The organism is Qipengyuania citrea (genome assembly GCF_024171405.1).
Lineage (GTDB): Bacteria > Pseudomonadota > Alphaproteobacteria > Sphingomonadales > Sphingomonadaceae > Qipengyuania > Qipengyuania profunda.
The window spans coordinates 90,942-105,631 of the sequence record NZ_JALJZT010000002.1 but is presented as its reverse complement, the minus strand read 5'-3'; the positions used below and the strand labels follow the sequence as shown (position 1 = coordinate 105,631).

The following is a 14,690-nucleotide window of genomic DNA, read 5'->3' as shown; positions in this document are numbered from 1 at the left end:
TCCATCGCCCCAGCGGAAGCTGGGACCTTTATCGGCCTCGCGCCAGATCGAGAGCGATCCCGGTTTGCGCCGGGATGGCGGTCAGCGGAAGAAGCAGCTTATCCCCGCCTGCAGTGCGGTGACCGTCTCGCCATCCTCGGCAAAGCCGGTGATCGTACCGAAATCCGCGGTGGTATACTGGAATTCACCCGGCAGCGTGGTGTCGAGCTCGCGGACCTGTCGGTCGCGCTTGAGATCCGCGAAGGTGGTTTCACCCGGACGCACGCCGTCCGACGTGGCCATGCCCTCGCCCTCGCGCAGGAACCAGCCGGCAAAGCTGCCGTCCAAATAGGCAATCTGGAGCGCGCCGAACTGGCTGAACTCCATCGGTCCGGCCCCGCATTCCTCATTGCTCGAAGTTCCGGGCGCGGCGCCAAAGGCGGCCTCGATCGCCTGGTCGACATCGTCCCGGGCTGCGCCGAACCGCAGTGGTTCCTCGCCTTTCGCGCCAAGGCCATTGGCATCGACGACGATCACGACGTCGCTCAGATCGACACTCGCAGCAGACGACGCGGTCTCGACCGGCTCGGGCGCGGGCTCGGACTGGCCGCAGGCGGCGAGCGCCAGCGGCAGCGCAAGCCGGAGCGCGCTCCGGATCATCCCTTCTTGAGGCATTCGCGGCCCAGCAATTCGGCGATCTGCACTGCATTGAGCGCTGCGCCCTTGCGCAGATTGTCCGATACGCACCACAGGTTGAGGCCGTTTTCGACCGTGGGGTCCTCGCGCACGCGGCTGATATAGGTCGCGCTGTCGCCCGCGGCTTCGACCGCGGTGATATAGCCGCCGTCCTCGCGCTTATCGACCAGCATGCAGCCCGGCGCCTCGCGCAGGATATCCTGCGCCTCGGCAGCGGAAATCTCGTTCTCGAACTCGATGCTGACCGCTTCGGAATGCCCGACGAAGACCGGCACGCGCACGCAGGTCGCGGTAAGCTTGATCTTCGGGTCGAGGATCTTCTTGGTCTCGACCACCATCTTCCATTCTTCCTTGGTCGACCCATCGTCGAGAAAGACATCGATATGCGGGATGACGTTGAAGGCGATCTGCTTGGTAAACTTCACCGGCTCGACCTGGTCGCCGACGAAGATCGCGCGGCTCTGCTGGAACAATTCGTCCATCCCCGCCTTCCCCGCGCCCGACACCGACTGGTAGGTCGAGACGACGACGCGCTTGATCGTGGCGGCATCGTGCAGCGGCTTGAGCGCCACCACGAGCTGCGCGGTCGAGCAGTTCGGATTGGCGATGATATTGCGCTTGGCATATTCGTGGATCGCCTCGGGGTTCACCTCGGGCACGATCAGCGGCACGTCGGGGTCCATGCGGTAGAGCGAGCTGTTGTCGATCACCACGCAGCCCGCGGCCGCCGCCTTGGGGGCGAATTCCTTGGCCGGGCCGCTGCCCGCAGCAAACAGCGCGATGTCCCAGCCGGTCCAGTCGAAATGCTCGATATTCTTGCATTTGAGCATCTTGCCCGTGTCACCGAATTCGACCTCGGTGCCATGCGAACGCGAACTGGCGACAGCCGCCACCTCGTCGCAGGGGAACCCGCGCTCGGCGAGGACCTGCATGATTTCACGCCCGACATTCCCGGTCGCGCCGACCACGGCAACACGATAACCCAAATTACGTCTCCAGTATCTCTAGGCCGCCGAGATAGCGATTAGCTACGCACCCGCAAGCGCACATTCGATTGCACGGGCTAAAGCGTCATTCGGGCGGGGTTACGCCGTGGCTCTCGAGAAACCGGAAGATCGTGTTGTAGCGATGCGGCGAGATCTGTTCGCCCGACACGCGGTGCGTGTATCCGGGATAGAGCATCATCTCGAACGGCACATTGGCTTCCTGCATGGCGGAGATGATCTCGGTCGCGTTTTCGAACACCACATTGTCATCGGCCATCCCATGGATGATCAGCAGCGGATCGGTGATCTTGGCCGCGTCGGGGATCGCGCTCGTCGCGGCATAGGCAGCCCCATCGGCTTGGGGCGTGCCCATGTAGCGCTCGGTATAATGCGTATCGTAGAGCTCCCAGCGCGTGACCGGCGCGCCGCTGATGCCCGCGGCATAATACCCCGGGTCGGCCTGCAGCTGCTTGAGCGTCATATAGCCGCCATAGGACCAGCCATCAATTGCGATCTTGGCCGGGTCGACGAAGTCGAGCGTCTTGAGATACTCCGCCCCGGCCTTCTGGTCGCGCACTTCGACCCCGCCCATCGCGCGATAGATCGGCTGTTCGAACGCGACGCCGCGATTGGCCGACCCGCGATTGTCGAGCGCGAACCAGATATAGCCCCGGTCGACCGCGGCCTGCGGCAAGGCGCCGTTCCACCCCTTGTGGACGATCTGCGGTCCCGGCCCGCCATAGTGATAGAAATACACCGGGTAGCGCTTGTCCGGCTCCAGTTCGGGCGTGACCATTTCCCAATAGAGCGGCGTCCCGTCTTCTGCTGGAAGCGTGCCATATTGCACCGGGCGATGGCTGGCGAGGAAGAGCGCATAGGGATGCGTGCCGTCGAGCGCGTTTTCCTCGATCCACGCAAGCCGCTGCCCCTGCTGGTCGGCGATATAGCTCTGCGGCGGCGTGTCGTCGTTCGAACGGCTGACGACCAGCGTTTGCGCCTTGCCGTCCATGCTCGCCGAATTGGCATAGGCGGGATCGGTCAGCAGCGTGATCTGCGACGGATCGTCGAGGTCGAAGGCATAGACCTGCTGCGCGAGGACATCGTCCTTCGTGCCCTGGAAAAACACCCGTCCGGCATCCTGGTCGACCCCGACCAGCTTGGTCACGACCCATTCGCCCCGGGTCAGCTGGGTCCATGCGCCATCGGCATAGCGATAGAGATGGCCGTAGCCATCGCGTTCGGACCACCAGATCAGGCTGCCGTCATCGAGCCATTTGTAATCGTCCGACAGATTGATCCAGTAATCGTCGACAGCGGCGCGCTCGGTGAACAGCACTTCGCTTGTCCCCGTCGCCGGATCGACCTTCAGCATATCGAGCACGGTCTGCGCGCGGTTCTGGCGCTGGACATAGAGCGCGCTGCCATCGGGCGCCCAGTCGACCCGCGCGAGATAGATGTCGGTGTCCCCTCCCAGATCGACCTGCACGCGGTTCTGTCCATCGGGGTCCATGACATACAGCGCGACTTCGGCATTGGCGCTGCCCGCGACCGGATAGCGCTGGTCGAACACCTTGGTGCCAGTGGCGCCGATCGCCGCGCGCGTAACCACGCCGACCATGCTCTCGTCGAAACGCTCGACCGCGATGCGGCGGTCCTCGGGGCTCCACCAATAGCCGGTCATCCGCCCCATTTCCTCCTGCGCGACGAACTCGGCCTCGCCCCAGCGGATCGTCTCGCCTTCCTGCGGCGTGACCGGCCGGGCTTCGCCGCCCACTTCGCCGACCCACAGCCGCCGGTCGCGAACGAAGGAGACATGGCTGCCCGTACTGCTCAGCGCGGGATTGAGCTCGCTTTCCTCGGTATCGGTCAGCCGCACAACCTCGCCGCCCAGCCGCGCGAGATAGAGATCGCCGTCGAGCGGGACGAGCACGCCGGTGCCATCCTCGGTCCATTGATAGTCGATAATGCCTGCGAGGTTGCCGACGCGCGCGCGTTCGCGCTGCATCTTCTCGTCCTCGGACAATTCGCGCCCCGTCCCCAGCGCCTCGCTGTCGACCAGCATCGTCCATGCCGCGCTCTCGCGGTCATAGGCCCACAAATCGTAGCGCTGACGATCTTCCTCGCGGTTGCGCAGCAGCGTGAGATAGCGGCCATCGGGCGACAGCTTGACCTTGCGCGGGCTCGGCCCGTCGAGGTCGGGCGACGCGAAGACGCGTTCGAAACTCAGTTCCATCGGCGCGGTCTCCGTGGTTTGCGGGGTGGTCTGTGCGGCAAGCGGCGCAGCGAGGCAGGTGCCCAGCGCCAGCGCGGCGGTCAATTTCAACGGCCTCATCATCTCTCCGGTCAATGCAGGCAGGGGTGCATCGGCTGCGGCTCCTTGCAACGAGCGCGAGCGAAAGCAAGCGCGCGCCGTGCAAACACACCTAATATCAGCTTAAGCGCGAGCGTTGAAATTCGGCTAAGACCTTGGGGCGACAGTGGCCATGACCCCGGGCGGCCCATTCCGGTTTACCGGCCGCGCGGGGTCAAACACAGGAGGCCAGTTGCGGCCTCCTTCACGCTTCCCACGAAAAAGGGCGGCCTTCCCAACGGGAGGCCGCCCTCAATCTTCTCACGAAGAGAAACGGGTTGGTGCTTACGCCTTGGGCGCGTTGTCGCGGCGCTCGGCGATACGGGCGCGCTTGCCGGTGCGGCCGCGCAGGTAATAGAGCTTGGCGCGACGCACGATACCGCGGCGGACCACGGTGAGGCTGTCGACGATCGGCGAGTAGAGCGGGAACACACGTTCCACGCCTTCGCCGAAGCTCATCTTGCGGACGGTGAAGTTGCTGCCCATGCCGCGGTTCGAGCGGGCAATGACGACGCCTTCGAAATTCTGGACACGCTCGCGAGTGCCTTCGACAACCTTCACGCCGACGCGAACGGTGTCGCCCGCACGGAATTCGGGAATGTCCTTGCCGAGGTTTTCAATCGCTTCGGCTTCGAGCTGCTGGATCAGGTTCATGCCTGGTCTTCCTGGTTTTTTCGCCGCGCGCCAGAGGCAGGTCGGTCCCGATCGCCACTGTAGCGATCCCAAAGGTCCGGCCTGCGTAACCGTGTGTCTTCCTCGCTCCTTGCCTTGCGCCAAGCAGCGATCTTCGCATGATCCCCCGATCGCAGCACTTCAGGGATCGTGCGCCCTTCCCATTGCTGAGGTCGGGTATATTGCGGATATTCGATGAGCCCGTTTTCGTAGGACTCCTCGACTCCGCTATCGGGCGCGCCCATTACGCCGGGAAGCAGGCGAATGCAAGCGTCGAGAATGGCCAGCGCGGCGGTCTCGCCGCCCGACAGGACGATATCGGCAAGGCTGACCTGCTCGATCTGCGGATAGGCCTCGAAAATACGCTCGTCGAAGCCCTCGAAACGCCCGCACAAAATGGCCACGCCAGGTCCCTGCGCGATGGCGCGGATGCGCGCCTGCGATATCGGCTTGCCGCGCGGGGTCATGGCGAGGATCGGCCGCCCCTCGCCCACGCTGGCGATCGCCGCGCAGAGCACATCGGGTTTGAGCACCATCCCCGCGCCGCCGCCCGCAGGCGTATCGTCGACGGTGCGGTGCTTGTCCGTGGCGAAATCGCGGATCTGCACGGTCTCGCACGACCAGTCGCCGCGCTCGAGCGCGCGGCCTGCCAGCGAGACCCCGAGGGGTCCCGGAAACATCTCGGGATAGAGCGTCAGGATAGTGGCGGCGAAACCCATGGCGCGCGCCCTAGCGGCCAATCGCGACCAGCACCATAGCGCGAACCACCATCAGCGGATCGGCAGGCGCTGATCCGCAGGTTTGGCGCGCACGCGCGGGGTGGTCGGCACGACTTTGCCGACCATGGTCGAGGTTACGACGCCGAGCACCACGAGTCCTCCGGCGCCGAGCAGGTCCATGCCCTGCAGGGTGACGCTATCGGCTTCGGTCAGCCGCGCGCCGAGCACCGCGGCCAGCGGCGCGCCGCCCGCGAAGAGATGGCGCAGGCGCGGCCCGATCGAAGGCGAAACCTTGGCGACGACCGCGCTGAGCCCCGCTGCCATCGCGGCATAGGATCCCGCGAGAAATACAACATTGTCGATCATTGGTCTGCAGCCCTCCGTTTGGTGGGGCAACGTTGTGGCATGGCCGCCGCCCGGTGCAAAGCGCGGGTCGGTCGGGCAGCCATTATCCCTCTGCGAACGGCACACTTCGGGGCCTGGTGCGTAGGTGGGCCATGGATGTCGACGATTGCATCATCGTGGGTGCGGGGCCCGCCGGACTGACCGCCGCGATCTATCTCGCGCGCTACCACCTCTCGATCCGCATGTTCGACTGTGGGACCAGCCGCGCGAGCTGGATTCCGACCAGCCACAACCATGCAGGCTTTCCCGAGGGCATCAACGGCAATGACCTGCTCGAGCGGATGCGCGACCAGGCCGCCCGATTTGGCGCAATGCGCGAGCCAAAACGGGTCACCGACCTCAAGCGCGAAGACCGCCACTTCGTGGTGTGCTGCGAGGAGGAGGAATTCCGCGCGCGCACGGTCCTGCTCGCCACCGGCGTGGTCAACAACCGGCCCGAGGGAATCGACGAGCAGTTCCACGCCGAAGCGATGCAGCGCGGGCTGATCCGCTATTGCCCGGTGTGCGACGGCTATGAAGTCACCGACCAGCGCGTCGCGGTGATCGGCACCGGCGATCATGGCACGGCGGAGGCGCAGTTCGTCCGCACCTATACCAGCGATCTGACGCTGGTTTCGCCGGATGGCGACCACGATCTATCGGCGCAGTGTTCGCGCGCGCTCGACGAGGCGGGGATCGCGCGGATTGCCGGCCCCTGCGGCGGCTATGCGATCGAGAACGGGCGCATTGCCTTCGATACCGCCGAAGGGCGCAAGACCTTCGACACGGTCTATCCCGCGCTTGGCTCGGTGGTTCGCTCAGGCCTGGCGGTGAGATGCGGCGCGGAGGTGACCGAAGGCGACTGCATCATTGTCGACGACCATCTCGAAACCAGCGTGCCCGGGCTGTTCGCTGCGGGGGACGTGGTGCTCGGGCTCGACCAGATCAGCCATGCAATGGGCCAGGCGGGTGTCGCGGCGACCACGATCCGCAACCATCTCGCGGCGGAACGGCCGCTCAGGCGCTAGCCAAGCCAGTTTTTAGACGGCCGTTACCGCTCCCAGAAATCGTCGGCGATCGTCAGGGTCTCGGCGGTCCATCCCAGGACGGCCTGCTCGGTCAGCGGGACCATGAATTTCTTGCCGTCGACCTGTTCGATCTCGACGATGTCGGTGGCGCCGTAATTCTCGACCGCGCAGACCTGTCCGACCGGCTCGCCCTGGTCGCTGACCACCGCAAGCCCGAGCAGGTCGGAGAAATAGAATTCGCCCTCTTCCAGCGCGGGCAGCGCCTCGCGCGAGACGGACAGGGCGGTGCCCCGCAAGCGCTCTGCCGAGGTGCGATCCGCAACCTCGGTAAAGCGTGCGATGGCACCGCCCTTGTTGTCGCTGCGGATTTTCACGAGGGTCAGCGTGCCCCCGGTCTCACCCGCATTGAAGCGCTTGTGCGGCTTGAGGGCATCCACCCCCTCGCCGAACAGCTTCAGCCGGACCTCGCCCGTCACCCCATGCGCACCGGTGACGGCGGCAAGCGTAACGGGTTTGTCCGACATGCAGCCGCTTACTCGGCCTTGGCTTCGGCGTCGTCTGCCGCAGCTTCCTCGGCGGGAGCGTCTGCGGCAGCGGCGTCTTCGGCCGGTGCTTCTTCAGCGGGGGCTTCTTCAGCAGGCGCTGCAGCAGCGGTCTTGGCTTCTTCCTCGGCAGCCTTGGCGGCTTCTTCGGCTTCAGCGACCTTGGCGGCCTTTTCTTCAGCACGTTCCTTGGCGGCTTCGCCCGGCTCACCCTTCTTGGGGTTGTTGCGCTGTTCGCGCTCGAGGATGCCCGCGGCGTCGAGGAAACGGTGGACGCGGTCGCTCGGCGTGGCGCCAACGCTCAGCCAGTGGCGTGCGCGGTCTTCGTCGAGCTTCACGCGCTCGCCCGAATCCTTGGGCAGCATGGGATTGTAGGTGCCGATCTGCTCGAGATACTTGCCGTCACGCGCTGCGCGCGAATCGGCAACGACGATGCGGTAGTAGGGGCGCTTCTTGGCACCACCACGCGAAAGCCGGATTGCAACTGCCATTGTGTATTACCTTTCGAATGTAAACGTTTGAAACTTATTTCTTCTTGAGCAGGTTCTGGAGGTCGGGGGGAAGCGTGGACGGATCCACGCCGGGGCCCTTGCCGCCGCCCATTCCGGGCAGGCCGCCAGCACCGCTTCCCGGTCCGCCGAGGCCCGGCATGGCGGCACCCATGCCGCCTCCGCCGAACAGCGCGCCGAGGCCCTTCATACCGCCCATTTTCTTGATCTGCTTCATGGCGCGGCCCATCTCCTGGTGCATCTTGAGCACCTTGTTGACGGTCTGCACGTCGGTGCCCGAACCCGCCGCAACGCGCTTCTTGCGCTTGGCGTTGAGCAGCGCGGGCTTGGTGCGTTCCTTGGGCGTCATCGACCCGATGATCGCATCCATATGCAGCAGCACCCGGTCGTCCATGTTCGACGCCGCCATCGCCGCCTTGGCCTTCTTCATGCCCGGCAGCATCCCGGCGAGCATGCCCAGCCCGCCCATGTTCTGCATCTGTTTCAATTGCATGCGCAGGTCGTCGAGGTCGAACTGGCCCTGCGCCATCTTCTTGGCGAGCGCTTCGGCCTCGTCCTGCTTGATGCTCTCGGCGGCCTTCTCGACCAGCGACACGACATCGCCCATGCCGAGGATGCGGCCCGCCACCCGCCGGGGATCGAACGCCTCGATCGCGTCGAGCTTTTCGCCCGTGCCGGCGAACTTGATCGGCTTGCCGGTGACATAGCGCATCGACAGCGCCGCACCGCCGCGCGCATCGCCGTCCATGCGGGTCAGCACCACGCCGGTCAGCGGCACTTCGCCGGTAAAGCTCTGCGCGACATTGACCGCGTCCTGGCCGGTCAGGCTGTCGACCACCAGCAGCACTTCGGTCGGCGTCGACACGCCTGCGATGGCCTTCATCTCGGCCATCAGCGCTTCATCGACATGCAGGCGGCCCGCCGTATCGAGCAGCAGCACGTCGGCAGCCTGCAGCTTGGCGCTTTCCATCGCGCGGCGCGCGATATCGACCGGCTGCTGGCCCTCGATGATCGGCAGCGTGGCGACCTCGACCTGCTCGCCGAGCACCTTGAGCTGCTCCTGCGCGGCGGGACGGTTGACGTCGAGCGACGCCATCAGCGCCTTCTTGCCGTGCTTCTGGCGGATCAGCTTGCCGAGCTTGGCGGTGGTGGTGGTCTTGCCCGAACCCTGCAGGCCGACCATCATGATCACGACCGGCGGCTTGGCGGCGAAATTGAGCCCCTCGACCTCGGTCCCGCCGAGCATGTCGACCAGCTCGTCATCGACGATCTTGACGACCTGCTGGCCCGGAGTGACCGATTTGAGGACGTCCTGGCCGATCGCCTTTTCGGTGACCGCATCGATAAAGCGGCGCACGACCGGCAGCGCGACATCGGCTTCGAGCAGCGCGATGCGGATTTCGCGCATCGCCTCGCGCACGTCGCTTTCGCTCAGCGCGCCGCGCCCCTTCAGGCGGTCGAAGACATTACCGAGGCGGTCGGACAGATTGTCGAACATGCCGGCCTAAACTCCTTTCGAACCCTACAGGGCCCGAATACGCGAAAAACGCCGACGGACGAAAACTCGTCGGTCAGCGTGGGGAAATCCCCGATGAAACCCAAACCTGTGCCCGGGTGAGGTGGAAGCAAGCCGTAACCGTCGCCACGGCCTGCTACCAGCGCACTCGGTGGTTGAAATGGTGGAGCCTAGCGGGATCGAACCGCTGACCTCTACAATGCCATTGTAGCGCTCTCCCAGCTGAGCTAAGGCCCCGAGCCATTTCAATCGGCACGCCCTGGGAGGCGCGCCAGCCTTGCGGAGGCAGCCCTTTATGGGGCCGCCCCGCGCAAGGCAAGCGAAAAAATCAGCTCTCGTCCGCGTCGTCGTCGTCGCCCTTGGCCTTGGTTTCGACACCGAGGTCGTCGTCGCCGCCAAGATCGACTTCATTGTCGGGCGAATCGTTATCTTCATCGATGTCGAGATCGAGATCGTCGTCATCGTCATCGCCGCTCAGATCGCTATCCGGCTCGGCGTCCTTCTTCTTCTTGCTTTCTTCCTCGGCAAGAATCGGCTGCTTCGACTTCAGCACGGGTTCGGGCGACCATTCTTCGCCGCATTCGATGCAGGCGACGGGATCGTCCTTGTTAAGATCGTAGAAGCGGGTGCCACAGTTCGGGCAGGTCCGCTTGGTGCCCCATTCCGGTTTGACCATGTGTAATCCTTAGGCTTTGCCGCCCCTGGCGAACTGCGCAGGGGCCGTGAATTCGTAATCGTATTGATGGGAACCTGCAGCGCAGGAATCAACAGCGCGCGCGCCTTGCCAGAAGCACCTGCCACTGTCAAAGCGCCGCATCCGAATGAACCGCCGATACGGAAACCCCCGCTTGACCGCCCACCGCTTCACGCCCGCAGGACCGCTGACCGGACGCATTCGCGTGCCCGGCGACAAATCGATCAGCCACCGCGCGCTGATGTTCGGCGCGCTGGCGGTCGGCCGCAGCCGCATTTCGGGCCTGCTCGAAGGCGAAGACGTGCTCGCCACCGCCGCCGCGCTGCGCGCGATGGGCGCGCAGATCGAGCGCGATGGCGATGAATGGGTGGTCGACGGTGTCGGTGTGGGCGGGCTGCTGCAACCGGACGCAGCACTCGACATGGGCAATTCGGGCACCTCCACCCGCCTGCTGCTGGGCCTGGTCGCAAGCCACGCGATCACTGCCGCCTTTACCGGCGATGCCAGCCTTTCGAAGCGCCCGATGGGGCGGGTCATCGATCCGCTATCGCTGATGGGGGCCAGTTTCACCCCCTCGCCCGGCGGCACGCTGCCGCTGATGATGGAGGGCATCGAGCCCGCAGTGCCGATCGAATACCGCCTGCCCGTCGCCAGCGCGCAGGTGAAGAGCGCGGTGCTGCTCGCGGGCCTCAACACGCCGGGGATCACCACCGTGATCGAGCCCGTTCCGACGCGCGACCATACCGAGCGCATGCTGCGCGGCTTCGGCGCCGAACTCAGCGTCGAAGAGGCCGATGGCGCGCGCATCATCCGCATCCACGGACCCGCCGACCTGCACCCCTGCGATATCGAAGTGCCGGGCGATCCGTCCTCGGCGGCGTTCTTTGCGGTTGCGGCCAGCATCGTCCCGGGCAGCGACCTGGTGATCGCAAACGTCGGCCTCAATCCGACCCGCAACGGCATTTTCGAAGTGCTCGGGCAAATGGGCGCGCGCATCGATTACCAGGACGCGCGCGAAGTCGGCGGCGAACCGGTGGCCGACCTGCGCGTGCGCCATGCGCCGCTGACGGGTGTGACGGTCGACCCCGCGATTGCCCCGCGCATGATCGACGAGTTCCCCGTGATGTTCGTCGCCGCCGCGCTGGCCGAAGGCACCACCGTTACCAGCGGCCTCGAGGAATTGCGCGTCAAGGAGAGCGACCGCCTCTCCGCCATGGCGCAGGCACTGCGCGCGGCGGGCGTCACGCTGGAAGAAACCGACGATGGCCTGATCATCGAAGGCACTGGCGGCGCACCTCTGGCGGGCGGCGGTCCGGTTACCACCCATCTCGATCACCGCATTGCGATGAGCATGGCGATTGCCGGCCTTGCCAGCCGCGAGGGCGTTGCGCTCGACACGGTCGACCCCATCGCGACCAGCTTCCCCGGCTTCGTCGGCCTGTTGGCGGACGCGGCGGCATGACCGAACTCGACTGGGCAGCCTGGGTCGGTTTTGTCGGCACCGCCTGCGTCATCGGCGCTTATGCCTACCTGACCTCCACCGAGAAGCCGAACCCCTTCATCCTGCATGGCACCAATCTGGCGGGCGCCGCCTTGCTGACCGTCTCGCTGGTGTTTCACACCAATTGGCCGAGCCTCGTGCTCGAAGGATTCTGGGCAGCGATTGCGGTGTGGGGCTTGGCCAAGGCGGTCCGCGGGCGCAAACAGGCACGATGATTATCGCCGTCGACGGACCGACTGCCTCGGGCAAAGGCACCATTGCGCAAGCGCTGGCCGAACATTTCGGCCTGCCGCATCTCGATACCGGGCTGCTCTATCGCGCGGTCGGGCGGCAGGTCTTCCTTGACGGCGGTGACCCCGATAATGGCGGGGACGCGCTCGCGGGCTGCGCCTTTCCCGACGAGCTGCTGCTCGATCCGCATCTGCGCAACGAGGAAACCGGTGGGCTGGCGAGCCGGGTATCGGTCCATCCCGCGGTGCGTCAGGCGCTGTATGACCGCCAGCGCCGCTTCGCCACGCAGGATGGCGGCGCCGTGCTCGACGGACGCGATATCGGCACGGTCATCGCGCCCGAGGCCGATGCCAAGCTGTTCATCATCGCCAGCGTCGAGGCGCGCGCGCAGCGCCGCTTCCTCGAAATGCGCGAGCGCGGCGTGCATGTCACCAAGCTCGAGATCGCCGACGACCTGCGCCGCCGCGACGAACGCGACCGCAATCGCACGGTCGCCCCGCTGGCCCCCGCCCCCGATGCAATGGTCATCGACACCAGCCCGCTGAGCCGCGAGCAATCGATCGAGGCGGCAATCGAAGCGGTGATGGAGGCCACCTCCTAGCCAGTCAGCCGCGGCTTGCCCGCGAACTCGGCGCCGCACGCGATTGATGCGCCTGCCCGGCCTTCGCCTGACGTGCTTCGCGAACACCGCTTTCCTACATGGGTCCAGTGGTGGCAGCGTCATCGCCATGCCTGCCGCCAATCCCCACAGACCGCGCCATTTCGCCATTTCGCCAGACGCGGGCCCGGCTCTGGATAAATCTCTCCAGGACTGTGTAACATGCGGTCCATGTCTATCGCGGCGCCCCGCAATTCGCTTGCCTTTTGCCCCTGTTTCGCCTAGGCGCGCGCCCGTTCTCTCAATCCCCGATTGAAAGGACTTCCGCGGCGGCATCCGGCCTCGCGGGAGTACAGCGGCCCTCTTGCCCCGTTGGCCTGCGCAATCGTGCGCAGAGACGGGTAAAGACCCCGGGAAAACCGGTGGCCGGTAGCAAACGTAAGTTAGGACTACTCACACATGGCAACTTCAGCCAATCCCACCCGCGACGATTTCGCGGCCATGCTCGACGAGCAGCTCGGTGGCGCCGATGACGGCGGCTTCGAAGGCCGCGTCGTCAAGGGCACCGTCACTGCCATCGAAAACGGCATGGCGCACATCGATGTCGGCCTCAAAAGCGAAGGCCGCGTCGATCTCAAGGAATTCCAGCGCTCCGAAACCGAAACCGCGCCCGGCGTCGGCGATGAAGTCGAAGTCTATGTCGACCGCGTCGAAAACGCCGAAGGCGAAGCGATGCTCAGCCGCGACCGCGCCCGCCGCGAAGCCGCCTGGGACAAGCTCGAAAACGAATTCGGCGAAGGCAAGCGCGTCGAAGGCCGCATCTTCGGCCGCGTCAAGGGCGGCTTCACCGTCGACCTCGACGGCGCCGTGGCCTTCCTGCCCGGCAGCCAGGTCGACATCCGCCCCGTGCGCGATGTTACCCCGCTGATGGACATGGCCCAGCCCTTCCAGATCCTCAAGATGGACCGTCGCCGCGGCAATATCGTCGTGTCGCGCCGCGCCGTGCTCGAAGAAACCCGCGCCGAACAGCGCAGCGAGCTGATCGACAAGCTGGCCGAAGGCCAGGTGATCGACGGCGTGGTCAAGAACATCACCGATTACGGCGCCTTCGTCGACCTCGGCGGTATCGACGGCCTGCTGCACGTCACCGACATGAGCTACAAGCGGGTCAACCACCCCAGCGAAATGATCGAAATCGGCGCCACCGTGACCGTCCAGATCATCCGCATCAACGAAGAAACCCAGCGCATCAGCCTCGGCATGAAGCAGCTGGAAAGCGATCCGTGGGATGGCGTTGCCGCGAAGTACCCCGTCGGCATGAAGATGACCGGTACCGTGACCAACATCACCGAATACGGCGCCTTCGTCGAAATCGAACCGGGCATCGAAGGCCTGGTCCACGTTTCGGAAATGAGCTGGACCAAGAAGAACGTCCACCCGGGCAAGATCGTCTCGACCTCGCAGGAAGTCGAAGTCATGGTCCTCGAGGTCGACAGCGAAAAGCGGCGCATCAGCCTCGGCCTCAAGCAGGCCCAGCGCAACCCGTGGGAAGAGTTCGCCGAGAAGCATCCGGTTGGCTCGAAGGTCGCTGGCGAAGTCAAGAACGCCACCGAATTCGGCCTGTTCATCGGTCTCGATGGCGACGTCGACGGCATGGTCCACATGTCGGACATCGCTTGGGGCATCTCGGGTGAAGACGCACTCGCGCTGCACCGCAAGGGTGAAGAAGTCGAAGCCGTCGTGCTCGATGTCGATACCGACAAGGAACGCATCAGCCTCGGCATGAAGCAGCTCGAAAAGGGTGCGCCGACCGAAGCCGGTGCCGCCGGCAGCGTCCGCAAGGGCGAAACCGTCACCGTCACCGTTCTCGAAGTCCGCGATGGCGGCCTCGAAGTGCAGGTTGGCGAAGACGGCGCGACCGGCTTCATCAAGCGCAGCGATCTCGGCCGCGATCGCGACGAACAGCGCCCCGACCGCTTCCAGGTCGGTGGCAAGGTCGACGCGATGGTCACCGGTTTCGACCGTTCGAAGAAGCCCAACTTCTCGATCAAGGCACGTCAGATCGCCGAAGAGAAGGAAGCGGTGCAGCAGTTCGGTTCGTCCGACTCGGGTGCCTCGCTTGGCGACATCCTCGGCGAAGCGCTGAAGAAGAAGGAAGACTGACGATGCAGCTTGGTGCCCGCATCGCGGGTGCCTAGCGAAACGTCATCCCCGCGCAGGCGGGGATCCAGTCGATTAAGGAAGGCCCGCTTGCCACACCGGCAGGCGGGCCTTTCCTATAGGGG

General features: G+C 65.2%; 15 protein-coding genes and 1 tRNA gene. 5 read left to right on the top strand and 11 right to left on the bottom strand.

Going from position 1 to position 14,690, the window contains the following annotated elements; genetic code table 11:
* Nucleotides 1-81: 81 nt before the first annotated feature.
* From J2S32_RS01390 to J2S32_RS01365, 6 genes are all read right to left on the bottom strand, one after another.
* The gene (locus J2S32_RS01390; RefSeq protein ID WP_253515326.1) at nucleotides 82-639 is read right to left on the bottom strand and encodes a hypothetical protein; all 558 of its coding nucleotides are present in this window, start codon (nucleotides 637-639) and stop codon (nucleotides 82-84) included.
* Complete coding sequence (locus J2S32_RS01385) at nucleotides 636-1,661, bottom strand: aspartate-semialdehyde dehydrogenase (protein ID WP_253515324.1); 1,026 nt, start codon at nucleotides 1,659-1,661, stop codon at nucleotides 636-638. The genes J2S32_RS01390 and J2S32_RS01385 overlap by 4 nt, the downstream gene beginning before the upstream one ends.
* 85 nt (nucleotides 1,662-1,746) lie before the next feature.
* Entirely contained in the window at nucleotides 1,747-3,993 is a 2,247-nt protein-coding gene (locus J2S32_RS01380) for a S9 family peptidase (RefSeq protein WP_253522856.1), read from the bottom strand.
* 303 nt (nucleotides 3,994-4,296) lie between these two features.
* Complete coding sequence (gene rplS, locus J2S32_RS01375) at nucleotides 4,297-4,665, bottom strand: 50S ribosomal protein L19 (RefSeq protein WP_301298458.1); 369 nt, start codon at nucleotides 4,663-4,665, stop codon at nucleotides 4,297-4,299.
* Nucleotides 4,662-5,402, bottom strand: coding sequence for a tRNA (guanosine(37)-N1)-methyltransferase TrmD (trmD, locus tag J2S32_RS01370; RefSeq protein WP_253515321.1), 741 nt, complete (start codon nucleotides 5,400-5,402; stop codon nucleotides 4,662-4,664). Before trmD ends, rplS begins: the two co-directional genes overlap by 4 nt.
* A gap of 51 nt (nucleotides 5,403-5,453) precedes the next feature.
* Nucleotides 5,454-5,768, bottom strand: a complete 315-nt coding sequence (locus J2S32_RS01365) for a hypothetical protein (protein WP_253515318.1) — start codon at nucleotides 5,766-5,768, stop codon at nucleotides 5,454-5,456.
* A 131-nt stretch (nucleotides 5,769-5,899) separates the two neighbouring features.
* On the opposite strand from J2S32_RS01365, the gene J2S32_RS01360 reads away from it, so the two are divergent.
* On the top strand, nucleotides 5,900-6,814 hold the full coding sequence (locus J2S32_RS01360) for an NAD(P)/FAD-dependent oxidoreductase (RefSeq protein WP_253515317.1): 915 nt from the start codon (nucleotides 5,900-5,902) through the stop codon (nucleotides 6,812-6,814).
* Between the two features lie 23 nt (nucleotides 6,815-6,837).
* Here the strand turns inward: J2S32_RS01360 and rimM are convergent, their stop codons facing one another.
* The 5 genes from rimM to J2S32_RS01335 all read right to left on the bottom strand — a co-directional run bounded on the left by rimM (nucleotide 6,838) and on the right by J2S32_RS01335 (nucleotide 10,057).
* The gene (gene rimM, locus J2S32_RS01355) at nucleotides 6,838-7,338 is read right to left on the bottom strand and encodes a ribosome maturation factor RimM (RefSeq protein WP_253515316.1); all 501 of its coding nucleotides are present in this window, start codon (nucleotides 7,336-7,338) and stop codon (nucleotides 6,838-6,840) included.
* An 8-nt stretch (nucleotides 7,339-7,346) separates the two neighbouring features.
* Nucleotides 7,347-7,847 carry a 30S ribosomal protein S16 gene (gene rpsP, locus J2S32_RS01350; RefSeq protein WP_253515315.1) on the bottom strand — a complete coding sequence of 167 codons (501 nt, stop codon included), beginning with the start codon at nucleotides 7,845-7,847 and terminating at the stop codon, nucleotides 7,347-7,349.
* A 34-nt stretch (nucleotides 7,848-7,881) separates the two neighbouring features.
* The gene (gene ffh, locus J2S32_RS01345) at nucleotides 7,882-9,363 is read right to left on the bottom strand and encodes a signal recognition particle protein (RefSeq protein WP_253515314.1); all 1,482 of its coding nucleotides are present in this window, start codon (nucleotides 9,361-9,363) and stop codon (nucleotides 7,882-7,884) included.
* Between the two features lie 179 nt (nucleotides 9,364-9,542).
* Nucleotides 9,543-9,618: transfer RNA gene (locus tag J2S32_RS01340), tRNA-Ala, on the bottom strand.
* Between the two features lie 91 nt (nucleotides 9,619-9,709).
* Nucleotides 9,710-10,057 (bottom strand): TIGR02300 family protein, encoded by a 348-nt coding sequence (locus J2S32_RS01335; RefSeq protein WP_253515313.1) that lies wholly within the window; start codon nucleotides 10,055-10,057, stop codon nucleotides 9,710-9,712.
* Nucleotides 10,058-10,202: 145 nt separating this feature from the next.
* Between J2S32_RS01335 and aroA the strand changes: the two genes are divergently transcribed.
* From aroA to rpsA, 4 genes are all read left to right on the top strand, one after another.
* Nucleotides 10,203-11,537 (top strand): 3-phosphoshikimate 1-carboxyvinyltransferase, encoded by a 1,335-nt coding sequence (gene aroA, locus J2S32_RS01330; protein WP_253515310.1) that lies wholly within the window; start codon nucleotides 10,203-10,205, stop codon nucleotides 11,535-11,537.
* Nucleotides 11,534-11,791 (top strand): CBU_0592 family membrane protein, encoded by a 258-nt coding sequence (locus tag J2S32_RS01325; protein WP_253515308.1) that lies wholly within the window; start codon nucleotides 11,534-11,536, stop codon nucleotides 11,789-11,791. The genes aroA and J2S32_RS01325 overlap by 4 nt, the downstream gene beginning before the upstream one ends.
* Nucleotides 11,788-12,408 (top strand): (d)CMP kinase, encoded by a 621-nt coding sequence (locus J2S32_RS01320; protein ID WP_253515306.1) that lies wholly within the window; start codon nucleotides 11,788-11,790, stop codon nucleotides 12,406-12,408. Before J2S32_RS01325 ends, J2S32_RS01320 begins: the two co-directional genes overlap by 4 nt.
* Before the next feature lie 456 nt (nucleotides 12,409-12,864).
* Nucleotides 12,865-14,568, top strand: coding sequence for a 30S ribosomal protein S1 (rpsA, locus tag J2S32_RS01315; RefSeq protein WP_253515304.1), 1,704 nt, complete (start codon nucleotides 12,865-12,867; stop codon nucleotides 14,566-14,568).
* Nucleotides 14,569-14,690: the final 122 nt, after the last annotated feature.